This window comes from Bizionia gelidisalsuginis, assembly GCF_008086185.1.
GTDB lineage: Bacteria > Bacteroidota > Bacteroidia > Flavobacteriales > Flavobacteriaceae > Bizionia > Bizionia saleffrena.
Genome location: NZ_VSKN01000019.1, coordinates 14,367 through 39,186 on the forward strand (window position 1 = coordinate 14,367; position 24,820 = coordinate 39,186).

The 24,820-nt window shown below is 33.9% G+C and carries 23 protein-coding genes and 1 other RNA gene; 16 read left to right on the forward strand and 8 right to left on the reverse strand.

The annotated features are described in order from the left end of the window. Positions 1-36: 36 nt before the first annotated feature. Positions 37-1,104, forward strand: a complete 1,068-nt coding sequence (locus ES677_RS12165) for a redoxin family protein (protein ID WP_148381391.1) — start codon at positions 37-39, stop codon at positions 1,102-1,104. Between the two features lie 73 nt (positions 1,105-1,177). Here ES677_RS12165 and ES677_RS12170 read toward each other — a convergent pair whose 3' ends face one another. Further along, positions 1,178-2,764, reverse strand: coding sequence for an NAD(P)H-hydrate dehydratase (locus tag ES677_RS12170; protein WP_148381392.1), 1,587 nt, complete (start codon positions 2,762-2,764; stop codon positions 1,178-1,180). A 320-nt stretch (positions 2,765-3,084) separates the two neighbouring features. Here ES677_RS12170 and thrA point away from each other — a divergent pair, with 320 nt between their 5' ends. From thrA to thrC, 3 genes are read left to right on the forward strand one after another with little or no spacing between them, the layout of a single operon-like run. After that, positions 3,085-5,538 carry a bifunctional aspartate kinase/homoserine dehydrogenase I gene (thrA, locus tag ES677_RS12175; RefSeq protein ID WP_148381393.1) on the forward strand — a complete coding sequence of 818 codons (2,454 nt, stop codon included), beginning with the start codon at positions 3,085-3,087 and terminating at the stop codon, positions 5,536-5,538. A 9-nt stretch (positions 5,539-5,547) separates the two neighbouring features. Next, complete coding sequence (locus ES677_RS12180; RefSeq protein ID WP_148370856.1) at positions 5,548-6,471, forward strand: homoserine kinase; 924 nt, start codon at positions 5,548-5,550, stop codon at positions 6,469-6,471. A 1-nt stretch (position 6,472) separates the two neighbouring features. Continuing rightward, complete coding sequence (gene thrC / locus ES677_RS12185) at positions 6,473-7,768, forward strand: threonine synthase (RefSeq protein WP_148370857.1); 1,296 nt, start codon at positions 6,473-6,475, stop codon at positions 7,766-7,768. On the opposite strand, the gene ES677_RS12190 is transcribed toward thrC, so the two are convergent. Continuing rightward, the gene (locus ES677_RS12190) at positions 7,769-8,419 is read right to left on the reverse strand and encodes an SDR family oxidoreductase (RefSeq protein ID WP_148370858.1); all 651 of its coding nucleotides are present in this window, start codon (positions 8,417-8,419) and stop codon (positions 7,769-7,771) included. Between the two features lie 173 nt (positions 8,420-8,592). Between ES677_RS12190 and ES677_RS12195 the strand changes: the two genes are divergently transcribed. The 8 genes from ES677_RS12195 to ES677_RS12225 all read left to right on the forward strand — a co-directional run bounded on the left by ES677_RS12195 (position 8,593) and on the right by ES677_RS12225 (position 15,136). Continuing rightward, positions 8,593-9,219, forward strand: a complete 627-nt coding sequence (locus ES677_RS12195; protein WP_148370859.1) for a class I SAM-dependent methyltransferase — start codon at positions 8,593-8,595, stop codon at positions 9,217-9,219. A gap of 283 nt (positions 9,220-9,502) precedes the next feature. After that, a complete protein-coding gene (tyrS, locus tag ES677_RS15690) occupies positions 9,503-10,138 on the forward strand; it encodes a tyrosine--tRNA ligase (protein WP_246124525.1) in 636 nt (211 codons plus the stop codon). Positions 10,139-10,195: 57 nt separating this feature from the next. Next, positions 10,196-10,342, forward strand: a complete 147-nt coding sequence (locus ES677_RS15695) for a hypothetical protein (RefSeq protein ID WP_246124527.1) — start codon at positions 10,196-10,198, stop codon at positions 10,340-10,342. 448 nt (positions 10,343-10,790) lie between these two features. Further along, entirely contained in the window at positions 10,791-11,861 is a 1,071-nt protein-coding gene (gene gcvT, locus ES677_RS12205; protein ID WP_148381394.1) for a glycine cleavage system aminomethyltransferase GcvT, read from the forward strand. A 10-nt stretch (positions 11,862-11,871) separates the two neighbouring features. After that, on the forward strand, positions 11,872-12,786 hold the full coding sequence (locus ES677_RS12210) for a glutaminase (RefSeq protein WP_148370861.1): 915 nt from the start codon (positions 11,872-11,874) through the stop codon (positions 12,784-12,786). A 14-nt stretch (positions 12,787-12,800) separates the two neighbouring features. Beyond that, positions 12,801-13,631: a sugar nucleotide-binding protein gene (locus ES677_RS12215; RefSeq protein ID WP_148381395.1), complete on the forward strand. Its 831-nt coding sequence runs from the start codon at positions 12,801-12,803 to the stop codon at positions 13,629-13,631. Positions 13,632-13,749: 118 nt separating this feature from the next. Beyond that, entirely contained in the window at positions 13,750-14,046 is a 297-nt protein-coding gene (locus ES677_RS12220) for a 4a-hydroxytetrahydrobiopterin dehydratase (protein WP_148381396.1), read from the forward strand. 367 nt (positions 14,047-14,413) lie between these two features. Continuing rightward, on the forward strand, positions 14,414-15,136 hold the full coding sequence (locus ES677_RS12225) for a YebC/PmpR family DNA-binding transcriptional regulator (protein WP_148370864.1): 723 nt from the start codon (positions 14,414-14,416) through the stop codon (positions 15,134-15,136). A gap of 213 nt (positions 15,137-15,349) precedes the next feature. Here the strand turns inward: ES677_RS12225 and ES677_RS12230 are convergent, their stop codons facing one another. The 5 genes from ES677_RS12230 to ES677_RS12250 form a co-directional block, all read right to left on the reverse strand. Further along, a complete protein-coding gene (locus ES677_RS12230; protein WP_148370865.1) occupies positions 15,350-15,898 on the reverse strand; it encodes a 1-acyl-sn-glycerol-3-phosphate acyltransferase in 549 nt (182 codons plus the stop codon). A gap of 1 nt (position 15,899) precedes the next feature. Continuing rightward, entirely contained in the window at positions 15,900-16,982 is a 1,083-nt protein-coding gene (locus tag ES677_RS12235; RefSeq protein ID WP_246124528.1) for an iron-containing alcohol dehydrogenase family protein, read from the reverse strand. 74 nt (positions 16,983-17,056) lie between these two features. After that, a complete protein-coding gene (locus ES677_RS12240; RefSeq protein WP_148370866.1) occupies positions 17,057-17,761 on the reverse strand; it encodes an HAD family hydrolase in 705 nt (234 codons plus the stop codon). Then, positions 17,752-18,480 (reverse strand): 3-deoxy-manno-octulosonate cytidylyltransferase, encoded by a 729-nt coding sequence (gene kdsB, locus ES677_RS12245; protein ID WP_148370867.1) that lies wholly within the window; start codon positions 18,478-18,480, stop codon positions 17,752-17,754. Before kdsB ends, ES677_RS12240 begins: the two co-directional genes overlap by 10 nt. Positions 18,481-18,921: 441 nt before the next feature. After that, positions 18,922-20,349, reverse strand: coding sequence for an ATP-dependent DNA helicase (locus ES677_RS12250; protein ID WP_148370868.1), 1,428 nt, complete (start codon positions 20,347-20,349; stop codon positions 18,922-18,924). 122 nt (positions 20,350-20,471) lie between these two features. On the opposite strand from ES677_RS12250, the gene ES677_RS12255 reads away from it, so the two are divergent. From ES677_RS12255 to ES677_RS12265, 3 genes are read left to right on the forward strand one after another with little or no spacing between them, the layout of a single operon-like run. Then, positions 20,472-21,209 carry a hypothetical protein gene (locus ES677_RS12255; protein ID WP_148370869.1) on the forward strand — a complete coding sequence of 246 codons (738 nt, stop codon included), beginning with the start codon at positions 20,472-20,474 and terminating at the stop codon, positions 21,207-21,209. Beyond that, the gene (locus tag ES677_RS12260) at positions 21,196-22,026 is read left to right on the forward strand and encodes a DUF3822 family protein (RefSeq protein WP_148381397.1); all 831 of its coding nucleotides are present in this window, start codon (positions 21,196-21,198) and stop codon (positions 22,024-22,026) included. The genes ES677_RS12255 and ES677_RS12260 overlap by 14 nt, the downstream gene beginning before the upstream one ends. Continuing rightward, complete coding sequence (locus tag ES677_RS12265) at positions 22,017-22,598, forward strand: RsmD family RNA methyltransferase (protein WP_148381398.1); 582 nt, start codon at positions 22,017-22,019, stop codon at positions 22,596-22,598. Before ES677_RS12260 ends, ES677_RS12265 begins: the two co-directional genes overlap by 10 nt. A gap of 58 nt (positions 22,599-22,656) precedes the next feature. On the opposite strand, the gene rnpB is transcribed toward ES677_RS12265, so the two are convergent. Next, an RNA gene (rnpB, locus tag ES677_RS12270) (RNase P RNA component class A) lies at positions 22,657-22,960 on the reverse strand. A gap of 101 nt (positions 22,961-23,061) precedes the next feature. On the opposite strand from rnpB, the gene dnaX reads away from it, so the two are divergent. After that, entirely contained in the window at positions 23,062-24,771 is a 1,710-nt protein-coding gene (gene dnaX, locus ES677_RS12275; RefSeq protein WP_148381399.1) for a DNA polymerase III subunit gamma/tau, read from the forward strand. Positions 24,772-24,820: the final 49 nt, after the last annotated feature.

The window sequence follows — 24,820 nt, forward strand, 5'->3', positions numbered from 1 at the left end:
TCTGCTATTTTTGATTAAAATTAAAATAAACTAATAATGAAAAAACTTTTAATATGTATGTCTGCATTAGCTATTGTTGCGTGTAAAGACGAAGGGACAAAAAAAGACGAAGCGCCCAAAGATTATGTAACACTCTCAGGAAAAATCACAGATAAAAGTAGTGATTCTATAGTTGTAAGAAACCGTGAGTTTTCGAAAACCATAAAAGTGAATGAGGATGGAACATTTTCTGACACTCTAAAGGTTGACACTGGTCTCTATTCCATTTATGATGGAAACGAGCAAACAGCAGCATATTTAAAAAATGGTTACGATTTAAACTTAACGTTAGATACAAAAAAGTTTGATGAAACCGTGAAGTATTCTGGAAATGGTGCCGAACAAAGCAACTTTTTAGCTAAAAAATCAGTTTTAGAAGAACGTCTTTTAGACATTGATAAATTAGCAGAATTAGATTCTTTAGGATTAGAGAATAAAATGAGCGCAATAGAAAAGGAACTCCTAGCCTTTTACGACGCTGACAAAGCTATTGACACATCATTGACCAACACTGCTACTAAAAATGTTAAGCCAATGCTTAAGTTTTATAAAGGTTACGTTGGAGAAAAGATTGCTTTAAAAAGAGATTTACCTAAAGGAGCGCCATCGCCAACCTTTGTAAATTACGAGAATTTTAAAGGCGGCAAAACATCTTTAAAAGATTTAAAAGGTAAATTTGTATATGTAGATATTTGGGCTACTTGGTGCGGGCCATGTAAAGCAGAAATTCCTTCACTTAAAAAACTTGAAAAAGAATACCACGGTAAAAACATAGAATTTGTTAGTATTTCTACAGATAATGGTCGTGGTTATAGAGCTGAAACTCCAGAAGAATCTGCTAAATTAGCCTACGATGGATGGAAAGAAATGGTGAAAGAAAAGGAATTAGGCGGTATCCAACTAATGTCGGATAAAGCGTTCCAATCTGATTTTATTAGAGCTTATAAAATTAATTCTATTCCTAGATTTTTACTAATTGATCCTGCAGGAAACATTGTTAGCGCTGATGCTCCAAGACCATCAGACGAAAAGTTAGTTGATCTATTTGATAGTTTAGAAATATAACTTTCAAAATAAAATAATACAAAAAAAGCGAACTATTAAGTTCGCTTTTTTTATGACTTTTAAGGAGTCCTTTCTATTTTTTACGTTGGCCTTTATCGTTAGACTTAGATGTCTCATCCTCTTGTGTTGGTTTAGTTTCTTGAGGTTCTGGCGAACTGAATAAGTCTAAATACGCCTCAGCAATACCGTTTATAACATCGCTTGCGGTTAAACTTTGGTAGCCAAAATCTTCTATAATAACGTCGGCAGCTCTTCCGTGTAAATACACACCAAAAATAGCAGCGATTAATGGTTCGTAACCTTGAGATATTAGTCCGGTAATAACACCAGTTAATACATCTCCAGTTCCTGCAGTAGCTAACCCCGGATTTCCTGTGGTATTAACAAATAGTTTTTCTTTATATACCGTAATGGTGTTTGCTCCTTTTAAAACAATAATAACATTGTATTTTTTAGAAAAAGCTTTTGTTTTCTTTAATTTATCAAAATCATCACTCCACTTCCCTATTAAACGTTCTAATTCTTTGGGATGTGGTGTTAACACAGAAAATTCTGGTAACAATTTTAATGTTTCCTTACTTTTGGCTAAACAATTAATCGCATCAGCATCAATTACTAAAGGTGTTTTGGTTGTTTTTAAAAATTTAGTAAACGCTTTAATCGTCCGTTCTTCCGTGCCCATCCCTACCCCAATTCCAATAACGGTTGGGGTGATATCGAATGTAATATTAGTAAGGTATTCTTCATTAGCATCTGTAATTACCATCGCTTCTGGCAAACTAGATTGTAAAATGGTATAACCACATTTTGGCAAATAGGCCGTTACTTTTCCTGCCCCAGAAACCAACGCTGCTTTACTCGCCAAAGTTACAGCACCTATTTTACCATAACTTCCACCAATAATTAAACTATGCCCAAACGTACCTTTATGAGAGAATTTTTCTCGCGGCTTGTACAACGGCAATACTTCATTTTTCCCTATAAGTTCGGCTTCTGTTTGTGTTTCTACTAAATAACCAGGATCTAGTCCTATATCTAACACTTCCCACTGTTCCGTATAATTTGCTGTTTCGGGTAAGAAAAACACCAGTTTTGGAGTTTGAAAACTTAAAGTATGGGAAGCAGAAACTACAGTTTCAGGATCACTTGGTACTTGATCGGTATGTAATCCGGAAGGCACATCTACAGATAACGTATAAGCTTTAGAGTCTTTAAAATGGTTAAACAAACCTTTAACCCATTCCCCTACCGGCCTATTAATACCTATGCCGAACACGGCATCTACAATAATATCATTTTCATTTATTGCAGGAAAATCTTCTTTACAATCTAATAATGTTGGCCATTCTTTTGTTACATTTTTAATACGATCGTAATTAATTAAAAAATCTTTAGAACGCTTAGTACTACAATTAACCACATAGGTGTGCACATTATAACCGTGAGTAATTAAATGTCGCGCCACAACCAAGCCATCTCCCCCATTATTACCAATACCACAAAATACGTGAATAGGCACTTGAGCACCTTGCATACGCCTATGCAACCAATTAAAAATCTCAATTCCGGCACGTTCCATTAAATCGGTTGCGCTTATGTTTTGTTTTTTAGCAGTCAACTCATCACCAGCGTAAATTTGATCTTTAGTAAATATTTTCATCTATAATCGTCTATAAATTAACATTCCGTTTGATTTTTAAAAGGTTAGACAATCTGCCTATAATTAATAAAGGTTATAAAAATCATTATTTTTAACCTAATTAAAAGTAAAAGTAATATATTTATAAGGCATAGCACAGAAAAATGTTTAACAAAACTAAAATACTAACGTCTCTAATAACCGCTTTTAAAGAGGCCATTTCTGCGGGCTATATCTATTATAAAGGGGCATTGACCCATTAGGGTTATACTTATTTTACTTCAGCCTAATTGTAGTTATTTAACTACCAATACCCCATTAACTAACTAAACCACTTTCCTATGCAAGTCTTAAAATTTGGAGGCACCTCTTTAGGTTCATCAACAAATATAAATAAAGTCATTTCAATTGTCGAAAAACAAACGGGAAACGGTAAAATTATATGTGTAGTTTCGGCTATTGGTGGTATTACCGACGCTTTATTAAAAGCGGGTCATTTGGCAAAAGATAAAAACGCTAACTACAAAAATGTGTTTGAACAGATTAAAAAAAAGCACCTATTAATTGCAGATGAATTGATATCAGTACAAAACAAAACGTTTCAACTAGAACTGATTAGTCAATTGGACGCTTTAAAAAAACTGTTAGATGGCATTTATTTGATTAATGAATTATCGCCGCAAACGGGAGATAAACTAGTGAGTTTTGGAGAATTATTATCCTCTTTTATTATCACTGAAGCATTGAAAAAAAAAGGAAATAAAGTCGCCAGAAAAAACGCGCAAGAACTTATTGTTACCAATTCAAATTTCACCAAGGCTGAAGTTAAATTTGAAATAACGAATAAAAATATTCTAAACTATTTTAAAACAGCTACTCAAAAAATCACCATTGTACCAGGGTTTATTGCAAAATCTGAGCATAGCGAAATAACCACTTTAGGCCGTGGTGGCTCAGACTATACGGCAGCTATTGTTGCTGCGGCTTTAAAAGTAAAGACCTTAGAAATTTGGACAGACGTTAGCGGAATGTTTACGGCCAACCCAAAACTGGTAAAGCAAGCCTACCCTATTTCTTATATTTCTTACCAAGAAGCAATGGAATTATCGCATTTTGGGGCTAAAGTGCTATATCCGCCAAGTGTGCAACCGGTCTTGTTTTTAAATATACCCATTCATATAAAAAACACTTTACAGCCTGAAAATAAAGGCACAATAATCACTAATGATTCTCAATATTATAGCACAGAAAAACCGCCAGCTACAGGAATTACAAATATTAACAATCTCGCACTACTAACGCTTCAAGGTAATGGAATGGTTGGCGTACCGGGGTTTTCAAAACGGTTGTTTGAAGTACTGGCAAATCAGAAAATCAATATTATTTTTATTACTCAAGCCTCTTCAGAGCATTCTATTTGCTTCGGAATTGATGAAAATGAGGTTGATTTGGCAAAAAAATCCATCAATGAAGTTTTTGAATACGAAATTAAAACGTATAAAATCGATCCTATTCTTGTAGAAAAGGAATTATCAATTATTGCGCTTGTGGGTGATAAGATTAAAAATCACCAAGGTGTAAGTGGTAAAATGTTTAGCGTATTAGGTAAAAACAACATTAATATTAGAGCCATTGCTCAAGGAGCTTCCGAGAGAAATATATCGGCCGTTATTGCTGAAAAAGATGTAAAAAAAGCACTAAACGTAGTTCACGAGCGCTTTTTTGAAAGTAATACTAAGCAATTAAATATTTTTATTATAGGTGTCGGCAATGTGGGAGAACGCTTAGTGGAGCAAATTAAACAGCAAAAATCTTATTTATTAAAACACCATAAAATTAATGTGCGTATTATAGGGCTTTCAAATTCTAGAACGATGTTATTTGATGCTGAAGGCTTGTCGTTAAAAAATTGGAAAGCAGATTTACAAAAAGGACAAAAAGCAACACTAACTGCTTTTTTAGACACCGTAAAACTATTAAATTTACGCAATAGCATTTTTATAGATATTACGGCGAATAGAGACGTTTCTAAGTTGTACGAGCACTATTTAAAAGAAAGTATTGCCGTGGTTGCTTGTAATAAAATTGCCTGTTCAAGTTCTCAAAAAAGCTACTCTTCTTTAAAGCTATTATCATTAAAATACAACGCACCATTTTTATTTGAAACCAACGTTGGTGCAGGATTACCAATAATCGATACCCTAAGAAACTTGATGGCTTCTGGAGATAAGATTACGAGTATTCAAGCTGTTTTATCAGGAAGTTTAAACTTTGTATTTAATAATTTTAATGAAAACACAAAATTTCACGATGTTGTTAAGCAAGCACAATTAGAAGGGTATACAGAACCCGATCCTAGAATAGATTTAAGCGGTGTAGATGTCGCTCGAAAAATATTAATTCTCGCACGAGAAAGTGGCTTCGAAATGGATTTGAAAGATATTAAAAATGACTCTTTTTTAACTCAAAATAATTTAAAAAGTGACACGGTAGATGACTTTTATTCTACACTTATTGAAGACGAAACACATTTTCAAAAGTGGTATGCTTCTGCTAAAAGCAAAGATTGCCAGTTAAAATATGTTGCCGAATTTAATAATGGAAAAGCAAAAGTAGGATTGAAAGAAATTCCGATAGGGCATCCGTTTTATAACCTAGAGGGAAAAGACAATATCGTTATGTTTTACACCCAACGGTACCCAGAGCAACCTATGATTATTAAGGGTGCCGGAGCTGGCGCCGATGTTACGGCCTCTGGCTTATTTGCCGATATTATTAGAATTGGAAACAACTAAATTAAACAGATGAGAAACGAAATAAAAATTTTTTCGCCCGCTACAGTAGCCAATGTTTCTTGTGGTTTTGATGTTTTAGGGTTTTGCTTAGACAATATTGGTGATGAAATGATTATAAAAAAAACGCCCCAAAAAGGTATTCGTATTACCAAAATTGAAGGTTACGATTTGCCGTTAAATCCGTTAGAGAATGTGGCTGGAGTTTCAGCTTTAGCTTTATTAGAAGAGGCAAAACCTAATTTTGGTTTTGAGATTGAAATCTATAAAAAGATAAAACCTGGTAGCGGAATTGGCAGTAGTTCTGCTAGTGCGTCGGGGAGCGTTTTTGCCATCAACGAATTACTAGGTAAACCCTACAATACACATCAATTAACAGCTTTTGCAATGAAAGGTGAAGCGCTTGCCAGCGGAGCAGAACACGCCGATAATATTGCTCCTGCTCTGTTTGGCGGATTTACCTTAGTAAAATCTTGTAACCCCATTTCTATTTTAAAATTACCAACACCAGCAGCTCTTTACGCGACAATCATTCATCCAGAAATTGAAATTAAAACACGCCATGCCCGATCGATTTTACCAGACCAGATTCCGTTAAAAACAGCGATCACCCAATGGGCAAATGTAGGAAGTTTGGTTCACGCTTTACATACCAATAATTACCAATTATTAAGTTCTGCGTTACAGGATGTCGTTATCGAACCATACCGTAAAACGTTAATCCCCCACTTTGATACTGTAAAAAAACAGACTCTTAGAATAGGTGCTTTAGGTTGCGGTATTTCAGGCTCTGGACCTTCTGTTTTTGCATTAAGCGAAGGTTTAGAAATGGCTAAAAATGTGGAAAAAGTGATGCGTGACATCTATTTTAGAGCAGGAATCACTTTTACTACTTATGTTTCAAAAATTAACCCGACAGGAATCAAAATATTATAATATGAAATACTATTCACTCAATAGAAAAGCTAAAAAAGTAAGCTTTAAAGAGGCTGTTATTAAAGGGCTAGCCCCAGATAAAGGTTTGTATTTTCCAGAAAAAACCACTCCATTACCAAAAGATTTCTTTAAAAACATCAGCCAGTATTCCAATGAAGAGATAGCATTTGAAGCCATTAAACAATTTGTAACACCAGATATACCCGAAACCGTTTTAAAAACGATTATCCAAGAGACGCTTTCTTTTGATTTTCCTATCGTAACGTTTGATAAAACTATTTCAACTTTAGAATTATTTCACGGCCCCACGATGGCTTTTAAAGATGTCGGTGCTCGATTTATGGCGCGATGTTTGGCTTATTTTAACACCAATAATACTAAAGAAATCACTGTGCTAGTGGCCACTTCTGGTGACACAGGAGGTGCGGTTGCAAATGGGTTTTTAGGAGTAAAAGGCGTGAATGTTGTTATTTTATACCCGAGTGGGAAAGTGAGTGATATTCAAGAAAAACAACTCACCACTTTAGGTCAAAATATTACTGCGTTAGAAGTCGATGGCGTTTTTGATGACTGTCAAGAGATGGTAAAACGTGCTTTTTTAGATTCGGATATTACAGAGACTATGTCACTGACTTCGGCCAATTCTATCAACGTTGCGCGCTGGTTACCGCAGTTGTTTTACTTTATGTTTGCCTATAAAACACTAAATAAAACAGATAAAAACATAGTATTCTCTATTCCCAGTGGAAATTTTGGGAATAGTTGTGCTGGAATGATGGCGCAACAATTAGGCTTACCTGTCTCTCATTTTATTGCAGCTAATAATGCTAACAACAGTGTTACAAACTATTTAAAAACTAAGAATTACAACTCAAAACCGTCTGTGCAAACTATTAGTAATGCAATGGATGTTGGAAACCCGAGTAACTTTATTCGTATTCAAGAAATTTATAATCACGATTTTGAAACATTAAAACAAAACTTATCGTCTTTCAGTTTTACCGACGAAGACACCAAAATCGCCCTAAAAGAATTATATACCAAATACAATTATGTAGCCGATCCGCACGGAGCTGTTGGTTATTTAGGCTGTAAAGCGTATTTAAAAAATAACACAAACGTGCATTGCGTATTTTTAGAAACAGCACATCCTACAAAATTCTTAGACGTTGTGGAAGCTGTTATTGGAAAAAAACAAGAGTTACCTCCTCAAATTAAAGCGGTATTGTCAAAAACAAAAGTAGCCACCAAAATTGGCAGCTACGAAGCATTTAAATCATTTTTATTGTCGCATTAGTTATGCATCAATTTTAGAAATTTTATCTAACGCTTTTCCTATTAAAGTATTCCCTTTTATGATTTCAAAGGTGGCCTTATTAGCGACATCATCATTTAGAGTTCTGACTATGGTTTGCGCAACATCATCTCTACTAATTTCGCCTCTTTTATTTAGCTTAGCTTCTAGTTCAATTTCATTTGAAGGTTTTTCGTTTGTTAAAGACCCCGGACGCACAATACTATAATTCAAACCACTATTTTTCAAGTGTTCGTCTGCATTCTGTTTTGCTTTTAAATAGTCCTTTAATTCTGACATTTCTTCTGGATTATCTACTCCCATAGAACTTAACATCACAAATTTTCTTATGCTATTTTTATTGGAAGCATCAATAAGTTTTTTTGCTCCTTCTTGATCGACTTCAACTACTTTTTTTCCTCCAGAACCAGCAGCAAAAACAACTTTATCAATTTTACTTTTGGTTTTGAAAGCTGGCGTGACATCGTCTTCCAAATCAGCTAAAACCGACTCGATATTGTGTCCTTCAAAATAGGCTTTTTGCTCTTCTTTTCTAACCATTGCAACAGGGTTAAAATATTGCGATTCCTTTAATAAGTGTACTATTTTTTTTCCTGTGGTACCATTGGCACCAGCTACTAATATATTTTCCATAAGATCAATTTACTATTATAAATTACTTAATGCTATTCTTTTTAACGGTTTAACTTTAGTTTAATACCATTTATAATTTCTTTAAGAAGAAGTAAAGCACTACGCCTTGAATAACCGCCACCTCCTAAAAAACCTTTAACTTTGACTATCCAAACAGATTAAATTTACTTAAAATGACTATAGATAAAAAAGAACATTGGGAAACAGTATACAAAACGAAAACACCTGAGCAAGTGAGTTGGACCCAGGAAATCCCAAGAACCTCGTTAGATTTTATAGCGTCACTTAACGCAGAAAAAACAGCAAAAATTATAGATATTGGTGGTGGTGACAGTAAACTCGTAGATTGTTTGCTAGACGACGGTTACAAAAATATTACGGTACTCGATATTTCTAAAAAAGCGATAGATAAAGCAAAAGCAAGATTAGGCGATCGTGCAGAATTGGTGAATTGGGTAGTTAGTGATATCATTAATTTTAAACCAAATACTACTTATGATATTTGGCACGACCGTGCAGCATTTCATTTTTTAACAACACCCGAGGCTATTAATTGCTACATAGAACTCACTAAGAATGCCGTCTCTGGTTTTATGATACTCGGTACATTCTCTGAGAATGGTCCTGAAAAATGTAGCGGTTTAGCTATTTCACAATATTCAGAAAATACTTTAGAGCACACTTTTAAGGGAGATTTCAGTAAATTAAATTGTAAAACTGAAGATCATACCACGCCATTTAATACGACTCAAAACTTTGTGTTTTGTAGTTTTGAAAAGAGAAATAAATTAAGGACGTAATGATTTTAATTAATTGTTTAACAAAACTTTAAACGATTCGTTTCTAAATGAAATTTTTAAATAACATATTACGTCTTCCTTTTTTCAGCACCTATTATCATAATAGAGTGGCTAAGGAATTATATGCTAAAATTTAAAAACAATAATTGTTTAAAATAAACTAATAGTATTTATATAACCCGTAAAGCCCGAGCAATTTGTTCGGGCTTTTTTTATGCAAAAAATTATGCAAACACTTAAAAATTTACAATAAAACGTAGAAATTACACTACCTGTAAATGGTTTGAAAAACAAACTATTACAATCTAAAAAGGAACAGCGTCCGTTAAAAATTAAACTAGGCTTTGACCCTACTGCACCCGATTTGCATTTGGGTCATACAGTGGTATTGAAAAAGCTGAAACAATTTCAAGATCAGGGCCATCAGGTTATTATTTTGGTGGGAAGTTTTACCGCGCGAATTGGAGACCCTACAGGTAAAAATAAAAGTAGGAAGCCGTTAAGTATCGAAGCCATTAAATTCAATGCTGAAACATACATTAATCAGTTATCTAAGATTTTAGACATCGATAAGACCGAAATTGTTTATAATTCGGATTGGTTAGATGCACTTTCATTTTCTGATGTCATTCAACTCCTTTCTAAAGTGACTGTTACCCAAATAATACACCGAAAAGATTTTAACAAACGCTACAACGAAAACACACCCATCGCAATGCACGAAATGGTATACCCTATTTTACAAGGTTACGATTCTGTACAATTACACTGCGATATTGAAATGGGCGGCACCGATCAGCTTTTTAACTGCACAATGGGAAGACAGCTTCAAGAAAGCCACAATTTAGAACCACAAATTGTAATGTGTATGCCGTTACTACGCGGTTTAGACGGTAAAGAGAAAATGAGTAAATCCTAAAACAATATAATAGGATTAATAGATTCTCCCAATGATATGTTTGGAAAAACTTTATCAATGCCAGACGATTTAATCCCAGAGTTTTTACAGCTTGCTACAGGTTTTTCAGAGGTTAAGAAAGCATTATTTTTAAAAGACATAAGCGCAGGAACAAACCCGATGACTCTAAAAAAACACATTGCGAAAAATATAATAAGTCAGTAATATAATGAATCGGAAGCAACGGCTGCAGAACTGTTTTTCGAAAATCAGTTTCAAAATAGAGGGTTTAATGAGAAAATTTTTGAACCTGTTTCAATTATAGCTTTAAAATTAGCTTCAAACGTTATAACTCTTTTAGATATATGTAAAGCCTTAAAAAGCGAATTATCCAATTCTGCCATTCGACGTTAATAGAAAGCGGAGCTGTTCAGATAAATAACGAAAAAATAAAAGCACCGTTTACAACAATTAAACTCAAAAAAGAACTTAAAATAAAAATAGGGAAACGCAATTTTTTCGAATTATTATAAGCCCTTCAGTAAAAAGCAAAAGAAATAAGTGTAACACCGTTTTAATGCCTAAGTCGTTTTACGAAAACGAATAATTTTCGATACCTTTGGCAAAAATCAATCACATTTTAATAACAAAATAGCACTTTAAGCTTATACCTATGAAAAATACTGCATTATCATCTACTCACGAGGCTCTTGGAGCTAAAATGGTTCCTTTTGCTGGTTATAATATGCCTGTACAATACGACGGTGTAAATATCGAACACGAAGCAGTTAGAAAAGACTGTGGTGTTTTTGATGTTTCGCATATGGGTGAATTTTTAGTTGAAGGCGAACACGCTTTAGATTTATTACAAAAAGTATGTAGTAATGATGCTTCTAAATTAAAGGTTGGGAAAGCGCAATATACGTGTTTACCAAATGATGACGGCGGTGTGGTAGACGATTTACTTATTTACAAATTAAAAGAAGATCAATATTTATTAGTAGTAAATGCGAGTAATATTGAAAAGGATTGGAACTGGATCGCGTCTAAAAACGATGTTGGTGCAACACTTCGCGATTTAAGCGAAGACTATTCTTTACTAGCTATTCAAGGGCCTAATGCTGTCGAAAAAATGCAACCCTTAACAAATCACGATTTATCGGCTATAAAGTTTTACAACTTTGAAGTTGGCGTTTTTGCAGGTGTTGACGATGTCATTATTTCGGCAACAGGGTATACTGGAAGTGGCGGATTCGAAATTTATTGTAAAAATACTGAAGTAAAACAAATTTGGGATAAAGTAACTGAAGCTGGTGCAAAACCAACTGGTTTAGCTGCCCGTGACACGTTGCGTTTAGAAATGGGATATTGCCTTTACGGAAATGATATAAGTGACACCACCTCTCCTATAGAAGCTGGTTTAGGTTGGATTACTAAGTTTACTAAAGAGTTTACAAATTCTAAAGCTTTAAAAGCCGAAAAAGAACGCGGACCAAAACGTAAGTTAATCGCTTTCGAATTAGATGAGCGCGGTATTCCAAGACACGATTATGAGATTGTTGACGCAGATGGTAAAGCTATTGGTATAGTAACTTCTGGAACAATGTCTCCTAGTTTAGGTAAGGGTATTGGTTTAGGCTACGTACCAACAGAACTCGCTACAACAGGTACAAAAATATACATACAAATTAGAAAAAAGGCCATTCCTGCAACCATAGTAAAACCACCGTTTTACAAAGCATAAAAGATAAGTTATGGTAGATTTTCAAGGTATATTAAATAGCATACACGACGATTTAAAAGCGGAAGAAGTAAAAGGTATTGTGGCCTCTTACATTCCCGAGTTGTCGAAAAAGGATGTGAATACCCTTGGACTATTTATGCAACACGTCGACGGCAGATCGTTTTCTGCCGGCGATGCTTTTACGCCCTTTTCCATACAAAGTATTTCTAAAGTATTAGCCCTTTCCAAAGCTATTGCTTACGAGGACAATAAAATATGGGAACGTGTTGATGTGGAACCTTCAGGAAATCCTTTTAACCATTTATCCTTATTAGAGCTAGAAAACGGGATTCCTAGAAACCCTCTAATAAACTCTGGAGCTCTGGTAATTGCAGATATTTTAGTTTCACACTTAGAAAACCCGAAAGAAGATTTTTTAAACTATGTTCGCGATATAACTAACGATCAAACCATAAAATATAATTTTAAGGTAGCCGATTCTGAAGAAAGTACAGGCTTTAACAACTTTGCTGCCGCTTATCTTTTAAAATCCTTCAATAATTTAAATAACAAAGTTGAGGACGTTCTAGATTTTTATTTTCATCAATGTTCTCTAGAAATGAGTTGCGCGCAACTCTCTAAAGCCTTTTATTTATTCGCCAACGGTGGAAAATGTATGAAGGGTAAAAAACATATTACTAAAAAGCAAGCCAAACGTATCAATGCAATTATGCTTACGTGCGGGTTTTATGACGAGGCCGGTGAATTTGCTTTCGAGGTAGGATTACCAGGAAAAAGTGGTGTTGGTGGCGGTATCGTTGCCCTATTACCCAATAATTTTATAATTTCTACTTGGGCACCAGGATTAAATCCTAGAGGCAACTCGTTAATAGGAATGCAAGCCTTAGAGCAATTTACTTCGCAAACCAATTTATCTATTTTTTAAACGTTAAACGGGTAATGATAAAAAGAAATACCAAACATAGAATTTTAATTCTAGGCGCCAGCGGCTTTATAGGTGAAGCCATCTATAAGGAACTATGCCCCTATTTTAAAACGTTTGGAACCTACCGAACGGACAATTATAGCTACGATAAAAATCAACATTATTTTCAATATAATTTTGAAGAGGATGATATCTTCGAAATCTTAGAAGCCGTACAGCCTACTATTATAATTTCGGCGCTACGCGGCAATTTCTCAGCCCAGATTATTGCGCACCACCATATCGCAGAATATCTTATAGTTAGCGATGCTAAACTTATTTATTTATCGTCTGCCAATGTTTTTGATGCTTACAGTAAATTCCCTAGTTACGAATTAGACAAAACACTAAGTCACAGCTCGTATGGTCATTTTAAAATAAAAATTGAAAATATGCTGCTGCGTTTGCCTATTCATCAAGTAGCAATTTTACGATTGCCAATGGTTTTTGGAGCGCAATCACCGCGAATTAAAGAAATTAAAGCGTTTGTAAAAGAAGGACTTCCGGTAGAAGTATTTCCCAATTTAATAATGAATGTTACCACCGATACTAAAGTAACCCAACAGATTCATTATATCATAAACCAAAATAAATATGGCGTATTTCATTTAGGAAGCACCGATTTGGTGCATCACGACGACTTTACAAAAGAGATTATTGAGGCTTTAGGCGTAAATAGGCCACTAATTAAACAGGTTTTTACCACCAACGATAACAGATATTTAGCCATTTTAGCCAAAAGCAACACGCTTCCAAAACACCTTCAGTTAGAGAGCACTCTAATTTTAGAAGAGTTGGACTATTAAAATTTAAGGTGTCATTCATTTTATAACTACAGTTAAAAAGGTATAAAATACAACCGATTTCATTTAAAATAACGTAATTTTATTAGCACATATTCACCTTACAAAAAACACATCTATTATGTCAAAATTATCAGAAGAAGATATTGAAAAACGATTAATACGCCTTCCAGAATGGGAATATCACGATAATGCTATTCACGCAGAATTCGAATTCGAAAACTTTAAAGATTGCTTTAGCGCAATGAGCAGAATTGCTTTTGAATGTGAAGCTTTAAACCATCATCCGGAATGGACTAATGTTTATAATGTGCTTAAAATTTCTTTAAATACTCACGACGTTGATGGTGTGACTTTAAAAGATTTTAAATTAGCAGAAGCCATTGAATTGATTGTTGAAGAAGAAGAAGAGGAATAATTTAAGGATAGTCCTTACGTACATGGACTTTAAACTTTAATATTAAAAGAATTAAATACTGTGATTTATCAGTTCGGGCGCAATCGCGATCCGGTTTTTGTCTAATTTATAATTTAAGGACAACAATTAAAATGTACGTTGTTAAATTATCTAGCTTTTACAAACTATGGTAAATGCATTATAGAACCGACTATAATATGAAACTATAGCGTTAACAGATGACGTTGTAAAACTCTTTTAAATCGATTTTTACACACTTTTATTACTTAGTTTATAAGAAAAGACGAAGGCAGTTCATATTTATTTTTAAATTTGTGTAACATTAATTAAATACTATTTTCTAAACAGAAAATATAAAACAAATACTATGGGAAGAGCTTTTGAATTTCGTAAAGCACGTAAAATGAAGCGTTGGTCTGCAATGAGTAAGGCCTTTACACGCATTGGAAAAGATATTGTAATGGCTGTTAAAGAAGGAGGCCCAGATCCAGACAGCAATTCAAGGCTTAGAGCGATAATACAAAATGCGAAAGCGATAAATATGCCTAAAGACAACGTGGAGCGCGCTATAAAACGAGCGAGCGACAAAAGTCTAGGTGATTATAAAGAAATTGTTTTTGAGGGGTATGCGCCACACGGTATCGCCATATTAGTAGAAACAGCAACCGATAATAACACAAGAACTGTAGCTAACGTGCGTAGTTATTTTAACAAGTGCGACGGGAGTTTAGGAACTTCAGGTTCGGTCGTTTTTATGTTCGACCATACGTGTAATTTTAGAATTGATGCTGAAGGTTTAGATCCTGAAGAATTAGAATTAGAATTTATAGATTTTGGTGCTGAAGAGGTCTTTGCTGATGACGATGGTATTTTAATTTATGCGCCCTTTGAAAGTTTTGGAGCAATTCAAGCGGAATTAGAATCGCGCAGTATTGAAATATTATCTTCAGGTTTTGAACGTATTCCTCAAGTGACAAAAAAAATAACTCCTGATGAAGCGGCAGATGTCGAAAAACTGTTAGAAAAAATTGAAGAAGATGATGACGTGCAAAACGTGTATCACACTATGGAAGAAAATAGTGCTGATTAACTTGTTATCTAAATCAGTTTAAAATACTTAAAAGAAGGCTATCTTTCGTAGATAGCTTTTTTTATGGCCTAAATATTCGTTTAAAATTAGTATTTGTATACTACTAATCCCGAAATTGAAAGTAAATATTCATTAAACACAATTACCTTATTACCACCCGTTCCAGATAGTTTTATCTCATTGGCTTTAAACAATTAAAGATATATATATAGTTTAAGAGTAGTCTGGCACCTTACCCACAACATCTTTAAAGAAACTTCTAATACAAGCCAGATCGGCAGTACTGTCGTGAGTTGGATAAAACGGTTCTGAAATTTTATTTTGTTTATTTTTAAAATCTAAAGTAAACATAATAATTGGCACATTGGCTTCTTTGGCAATATAGTAAAAGCCTGTTTTCCATTCTTTAACTTTGCCCCGAGTACCTTCAGGAGCTAATGTTAATCTAAATTCTCTTTTATTTTTAAACAATAAAGCAATCGCTTGCACTTTATTTTGACCTGGCGTTCTGTCTAAAGCAACGCCTCCAACAGACTTAAAATACAAACCTAAAGGCCACCTAAATAATTCCTTTTTACCTATAAAATTTGTTTTTACATTGACTATTTTTCTTAGGCAGATTCCTACAAAAAAATCGTAAAAACTAGTGTGTGGCGCAGCTATAATAACTGCTTTTTTTACTGTATCCTTCGAAAAGTTTTTATTACCAACTATTTGCCAACCAAAAACTTTGAAGTATAAAAATAGAGCTAGTTTACGCATATTACATTTTTAAATATAACGCTTTTAATTTCTCTTTCGTAATTATTTTTTTCCATTGTTTGCCAATCGCATTTTCCCATAATGGCTCTAAACTCAAGGCTACATCTATCATGATATCAAATTCTTCGTCAGACAAGTTTGCACAAATACATTGAGGTAATGTAATATTATGTTTTTTCTTCATTACTTTAAAAAGTGCTACACCTTCCGGGTAATAGTCTTCTAAATGATCGAAAACAATACAATTTCCAATACCGTGTTTTATACCTAATAAGTAAGATAATCCATAACTCATCGCGTGCGCAACACCAACTTGGGAGTAGGCTATACTCATCCCACCGTGCCAGCTTGCCATCATTAATTTATCTTGCGATTCCTCATCAGTACAATCGTTATCAATAAAAATTTCTTTACATAACTCTAAAGCCTTTTCACCATAACTTTTACTAAACGCATTTAAATACGTTCCGTTAAGCGATTCGATACAATGCACGAAACAATCCATACCGGTATAAAACCATTGGTCTTTTGGTACATCTTTAGTTAATTCTGGATCTAAAAGAACTTGATCGAACGGCGTGAAATCACTATTAATTCCTAATTTGCGTTCTGGTCCAGTTAAAATAGTGGTGCGAGATACTTCTGCTCCTGTTCCTGAAATAGTAGGAATACCAACGTGATAAACGGCTTCCGTATTTACTAAATCCCAGCCTTGATAATCTTTAGATTCCCCATCATTATTAAGCATAATAGCCACCGCTTTTGCAATATCTAAAACGCTACCACCACCTATTCCAATTATTCCAGAAGGGCGTTCTTTATACGTTAGTATAATATCTTCTACCAACTGATCTATCTGAGAGGTTTTAGGCTCTTCTTTAGTAGAAACGTAAACTAATTTATCGTCGTACGATAATGGAATTCGAGAGGTTAACCACGAATTTCCTTTAAATACGTCATCCACAAAGAATATAAATGGTGCTTTTGTATTTAAACGCCTTGGACTTAAAATATCTGCTAGCTGGTTAAAACAGCCGCGTCCAAAGATCACTTTGGAAACCATAGGGAAATTTTTATAACTCATTAACTCTTAATTTATATACTTTTTTTGTCTAAACATTCGTGTAAACTATTTTTTTAAAAGACCGGTGCAGCATTTTAATTTAATAGCTCCGTTAATTCCTTGAGTGTATTAATCGTTTTATAGACTTTGCCGTTAGTCTCAGATGCTTTTACTTGTTCATGAATCCAAGTGGTATGAAATGGAATATGAATAGCATTCGCTTTTATATTAACTAACGGTAAAATATCAGATTTTAATGAATTTCCTATCATTAAAAACTCCGATGGTTTAATGTCTAAATGATTTAATAACTTCGAATAGTTTGCTTCTTTTTTATCACTTAATACTTCTATATGATGAAAATAGTCTAACAATCCTGATTTTTCTAATTTGCGCTCTTGATCTAATAAATCACCTTTGGTGGCCACTATTAGTTTGTATTTTTTCGATAATTCTTTTAATACCAATTCGACATCGTCTAGTAGCTCTACCGGCTTATTTAACATCTCTTTACCAATGTCTAAAATCTGATTAATAGTTTTGCTAGACACCGTGTTGTTCGATAATTCTAAAGCGACTTCTACCATAGACAACATAAAACCTTTTACGCCATAGCCGTAAAGAGACAAATGTTGCATGTGCTTTATAGCCAGTTCATGATCTATTTTATTAAAGGTCTCGAAATTACTTAATAGTTTGCAAAACTCATTTTCTGCTTCTCGAAAATACGTCTCGTTTACCCAAAGGGTATCGTCTGCATCAAAACCAATAACTTTTATGTTTTTATAGTCTATTTCCAAAGTTTTTTTGCTCTTTCTAAATCTTCTGGCGTATCAATTTCTACACCTTGAACATTTGTTTCCACCATTTTAATACGTTTACCGTATTCTAAATATCGAATGCATTCAATCTTTTCTGAAGCTTCTAGAGTTAACATTGGCAGACGATAAAAGTCCATTAATGCCTCTTTTCTAAACGCATAAACACCTTTATGTTTAAAATACTTTACAGCCACTTCTTTATCTCTAGCATAAGGAATTGGACTTCGCGAAAAATACAGTGCAAAGCTTTGTTGATCTACAATAACCTTAACCGTATTGGGGTCTTTAATTTCGTATTCGTCTGTAATATGGACCATTAAAGAGGCTAAATCAATAGCTTTTTCGCTATCCTTTTTAAAAACGTTGATTAATTTTTTTAACGATTCAATTTCTGTAAAAGGTTCATCACCTTGCACATTCACCACAATATCTACATCCATAAATTCGATAGCTTCAGCAATGCGATCGCTTCCACATTCGTGTTCTTTCTTACTCATTACTGCTTTTCCTCCAGTATTTATAATTTCGTTATAAATAATATCACTGTCTGTTACCACAATAACATCATCAAACAAATTAGTGTTTACTGTAGCTTCGTAAGTACGCGTAATAACAGGTTTGCCTCCTAAATCTTGCATTAATTTAGCAGGAAAACGAGAGGCTTTATAGCGCGCAGGAATCATTGCAATTATTTTCATCAAATGGTATAAAATTTTAAAATATGTAGCCTTTTCTTAACAAAATCTGCTTTTTCAAAAATAGGATATTTTATAGACTATTCTAGCCTTACGGCGTTTAAAATTTTCATAAAACTTAAAAGGAAAAATCAATAATAGTCACTTCCCCGAAAATTAATACTGCAGGCAAACTTCCAATCCATTGCCAAGAATCATTACTTATCAAAATAACGGTATAACCCGCCAAACTTAGCATAGATAATAAGTGTAAAACCGCGAAAATCGACAGCTACTAAAAAACCGATTTCTAAACCAACACTAAAAAGGCCCACGCTGTTATAACATAGCTTTTAAGATTGAGCTTCTAAAATAAACAAATAAGTGCTCTGTTATATAATAACCTGATTTAGCGTTTAAAAGAGTGCGCGGCACACCAGACCAGGAAAGTCTGTATTCCACAGTTTACTCTTCAATAAAAAAATCGTCCTTAAAACCTATTAAATACAGTTTTTCCTGAGCACGCGTTACGGCCGTATATAACCAACGCATATAATCTTTATCGATACCATTTGGTAAATAAGGCTGTTCAACAAACACCGTATTCCATTGTCCACCTTGAGATTTATGACACGTTATAGCGTAAGAGAATTTCACTTGTAAGGCATTGAAATGTGGATTGCCTTTAATTTTTAAAAACTTTTTATAATTACTGGTTTCGTCCTCGTAGTCTTTTTGCACTTCTTGGTACAACCGGTTAGAATCTTCGTAAGGCAGTGAGGGGGTTTCAGCATCTATAGTATCTAATAATAAAACAGTTTCAAAGGGTTGCATATTAGGGTAATCCACCATTCTTACTTTTACTTCCGCAAAACGAAAACCATAGAGTTCTTTAATACTAAAGATTTCTAATATTTCAATAATATCACCATTGGCAATAAAGCCAGCCTCTGTTGTAGGTTTTAGCCAGAAATAATTATTTTTAACCACCATTAAATAATCGCCAGACGACAACTCGTTTTCATTAAATAAAATACGACTTCGTATTTGCTGATTATACAAATTGGCCCGCTTATTACTTCGCACAATAATTGCCATTTCCTCATTACCTAAAGTACTGTAAGAATCATTTATAGCGTCAAGTATCTCGTAACCATCAGTTAATCTTACTATATCTTTAAACCCTTTAAGGTTAAATTTAAAGCTTTCGAAAAAATTACTAGCAATAACCTCTCTAATTTCGGTAGCATTTTCTAGAATTCCAGAATCTTGACCTTGCCGCATCACTTCGTCAAGTTCCATTTTTGTGACGTCTTTATTATAGTTAAGACTTAGAGTGTTCTCGTCTAGCGCCGGACTTAAATCTAGCTTTACCGGTGGCAATTGAGCGGTATCGCCTATTAAAAGTAATTTACAGTTATGGCCAGAATACACATATTGCATTAAATCGTCCAGCAACGATCCGTTTTCAAATAATTTAGAATCACCGGGAGTATCCGGGATCATAGATGCTTCATCGACAATAAATAAGGTGTTTTTATGTTTGTTGGGTTGTAATACAAATTTTACACCACCGCCTTTTTCTTTCTTCGGAAAGTATATTTTTTTATGAATAGTAAACGCTTCTTTCTTAGAATAATTAGAAATCACTTTTGCCGCACGCCCAGTAGGCGCCATTAATACCGCACTTTTATTAGCTTTCGACAAGTTATTTACTATCGTTCCTACAATTGTTGTTTTTCCTGTTCCGGCGTACCCTTTAAGTAAAAAGACTTCTTCAGAATTCTCATTAAAAATAAAATTAGAAAGCTGTAATAATAAAATATCTTGTTTAGCAGTTGGTTCGAACGGAAATTGTTGTTTTATAAGGGAATAAAATTCAGAATTGGTCATTTAAAGATCTCTTTTTTATGCTTTTCTTCAAAGATATAATGATTTTTAGTCTTATTGGTTTTTACGAATAAAAAAAAATTGTAGATTTGCGTAGATCATTAATTAAATTTAACAGAATCATTATGATAACATTTGTTCTTATTGCAATCGCTGCAATACTCGTAACTATTGGCTTAGTCTGGCTAATAGATAAGTATGTACCAATTAAAATTAAACCAGTTATAACAATAGTCCTTTGGGTACTAATAGCTTATTTAGGGTACTTAACTTTTATGTCGGTCTACAATCCTATTTTATTTAACCAAGTAAAAGAGAAGCGTTATGTTAAAGTTATTGAGAAACTAGTAGACATTAGAGATTCTGAATTAGCGTATAATGAAGTTAATGGAAAGTTTACAGATAACTTCGATAGTTTAGTACACTTTATAGAAACAGGGCAATATGCTATTATTGAGCGTAGAGATTCTACTATAATAGACGAAGAATTAACGAAACTATATCGTGGAGTGGAAATGAAAAAAGATATTAGAATTATCGATACACTTGGTTTTGTTAGTGTAAAAGATTCTTTATTTAAATCTTCTGAACGTTTTAAAACTATGATGAATGTTCCTTTTGCAAAAGAAGGTACTAAATTTAAATTAGAAGCGGGTGAGCTTGGAGATGTCGGTGAAAAAATAGCAGTTTTTGAAGCGTCTATCTTAAAAAGCGACATTTTACACGATCAGCAAAGAGATTACATCATTCAAGAAAACCAAGTAAATTCTGTTGAAGAAATTAATGGAAATACTATACGTGTTGGTTCTATGGACCAAGTAAAAACTAATGGTAACTGGCCAAAAGTTTATGACACAAAATAGTAATTCTTTAAACGAAATACATACTAAAGAACTGTCCATTCAACTTGGTTTGAATGGACTTTCTTTTTGTATTCTTAACACAGATACAAATACTATTATTCATTTAAAGCATTTCAGCGCCTCTAAAAAGCAAACGCCAGATGAATTATTAGAGACACTTAAAACGCAATTTGAAACCGAAGACGCTTTAAAAGATTCCTTTTATAAAATCACTATCATTCACGAAAATGATTGGTCGACTTTAGTCCCAAAAGCGCTTTTTAATGAAGATGCTTTAGTCGATTATTTAAAATTAAATATCAAAATATTAAAAACAGATTACATCACTTTCGATACTGTTGCTATAAACGATAGCGTAAATGTGTATTTACCTTATGTAAATATCAACAACTATATTTACGATAAATTTGGCAGTTTTACATTCAAGCACTACTCTACCGTTTTGGTGGAAGCTATTTTAAATGCTGAAGCAAATGCTAACGATTCGAAATTATATATACACGTCTCGAAAACCCATTTTCAGTTAGTAGCCGTCACAAAAGGCGATTTAGTGCTCTACAACACGTTCGAATACACGACGCCAGAAGATTTTATTTATTACGTATTATTCACTACCGAACAACTACAACTCAATCCAGAAACTATTAAAACGATACTTTTAGGAGCTATAATTGAAAACGACGATTTATACACCATCGCCTACAAGTACATTCGTTATATTACATTTGGAAAACGCTTAGACACTTACCATTACTCTGAAACACCAGTAAATAGTTATTCAGATTTCACACTTATAAAAAGCTTACAATGCGAATAATATCAGGAGAATTTAAAGGAAGAAGAATTACCGCACCAAAAAAATTACCGGTCCGTCCTACAACAGATATGGCAAAGGAAGCACTGTTTAATATATTAAATAATTTATATTTTTTAGACGCTATTTCGGTATTAGATTTATTTTCGGGCACAGGAAATATAAGTTATGAATTTGCATCGCGCGGTACCGAAAACATAGTGGCGATAGATCAAGATTTTGGGTGCATTAAGTTTATTAACGATACCGCTGAAGGTTTCGAAATGCCCATTAAGACCATTAAAAGTGATGTGTTTAAATTTTTAGAAAACACGAAACAAAAAGCAACTATTATTTTTGCCGATCCGCCTTACGATTTTCCATTAGAAGCATTCGTTAAAATACCAACGCTTGTTTTCGAGAATAACTTATTAGAAACTGGCGGTATATTAATTGTAGAACATTCTAAATACACGCCACTATCTCATTTACCACAATTTAGTTACTCGAAAAGCTATGGTGGTAATGTCTTCAGTTTTTTTGAAGGTGAACAAATCACCGAAGAAGAAGAAGAAGAAGAAGAAGAAGAGTATTAACTCCCATTACTTTATAAAACAACAAAACCCTTCTTATGGTATAAGAAGGGTTTTTGTATAAATAAGTAAAGCTATAAGCCGGATTTTGTACTCTTTCGAGCCCTTATCATTTATCTGAGCATACTATTACTAGTACACTTTAGCTGCCTACCCTCTAACAATCGCGCGTGCACGCTCAAACATTAGTATACATGGCATTGCACCATATAGAGTTTACCTGGTTTCACTACAGCATAACCTGTACATTCTTTCTGTTGCACTTTTCCTAGTCTCACGACTGGTGGCGATTAACCACTATATTGCACTACGGTGTCCGGACTTTCCTCATCTTATAAATAAGATGCGATAAGGCGCTTTACTTACTGCAAAAATAGTCAAATTGTTAATAAATTGTACTAATTTAGCAAATCATTCTTACTAAATTACAATCGAATTTTTAACTTTGTTTTTCAAATAGATTTCAATGGAACATTTTGTAGTATCAGCACGAAAATATAGACCACAAACTTTTAAAGATGTTGTGGGCCAAAACGCTATTACAAATACCTTATTAAATGCCATTGAAAACAATCATTTAGCTCAAGCCCTTTTATTTACTGGCCCTCGTGGCGTTGGTAAAACGAGTTGTGCACGTATTTTAGCTAAAATGATTAACAGCGACGGTAATGAAACTGGCGAAGAAGATTACGCTTTTAATATTTTCGAACTCGATGCGGCGTCAAATAACTCGGTAGATGATATTAGAAGTTTAACCGATCAAGTTCGTATTCCGCCACAAGTAGGAAAATACAAGGTTTATATTATTGATGAAGTACATATGTTATCTCAAGCCGCTTTTAATGCCTTTTTAAAGACCTTAGAAGAGCCGCCAAAGCATTGTATATTTATTTTAGCAACGACCGAAAAGCATAAAATTATACCCACCATTTTATCGCGTTGTCAGATTTTTGATTTTAAACGTATAACGGTTAAAGATGCTAAAGCGTATCTAAAATATATTGCTAACGAGCAAGGCATTACGGCGGATGACGATGCTTTACATATAATTGCACAAAAAGCAGATGGAGCAATGCGTGATGCCTTATCCATTTTCGATCGTGTGGTTAGCTTTTCAGGAAAACAGTTAACGCGACAAGCGGTAACAGAAAACTTAAATGTATTAGATTATGAAACGTATTTTAAAAGTACCGATTTAATTATCGAGAACAAAATACCCGAGTTGTTAATGCAATTTAACACCACCTTATCGAAAGGATTCGATGGCCACCATTATATTGCTGGATTAGCCTCCCATTTTAGAGATTTATTAGTCTGCAAGAATCCTGCAACATTAGAACTCTTGGAAGTTGGAGAACAAACGCAAGCATTATATCAAGAACAATCTAAAAAAGCGACTCAAGAATTTTTATTAAAAGGTATTGAGTTAGCTAACGACACCGATTTAAAGTATAAATCCAGTAAAAACCAACGACTCCTCGTTGAACTTTGTTTAATGCAGCTTGCCTCTATCACTTTCGATGGAGAAAAAAAAAATAGCAGTCGTTTCATAATCCCGCCCTCTTATTTCAAAAAACTGGGTATTACACCTATTCCGGTAAAACAACCAGCAGTTAAAGCGCAACCTGCAAAACCCACTGTAGTTGAAAATCAGGTATCGCAACACAGCGAGACACCAAGTAAACCTTCGCCAAAAATAACAATGAACAGTGGTAAGAAAGCCACTTCGGGGTTGTCTTTAAAAAGTATTCGTACAAAAAAAGAGCATCTTATTAAACAGATGGATGTTGTGGTGGATGAAGAAAATTTGCCTCGCGAAAAATTTCACGAAGACGATTTTTATGAGTTTTGGAACGCTTATATTAAACAGCTAGAAACCGATGGTAAAATGAATTTAGCTTCTATTTTATCGATAGATAAGCCCAAATTGAAAGGCACTACAATTCAGCTTACATTTCCTACGTCTACAAATAAAGTCGAAGTTGAGCGTCAGCAATATGATTTAATGCAGTTTTTAAGACAAAATCTTAAGAACTTCGATATTAGCTTAGAAATTACTGTTAATGAAGTTATGCAAAGTAGATTTGCCTATACTCCAGACGAAAAATACGAAAAGTTGAAGGAAAAAAATCCTAATATAGAATTACTTAGAAAGGCTTTCGATTTAGATTTATAATCGGTAGACACTCCCTTTTTGCGTTAATTCTATTATCTTTATAATGCAT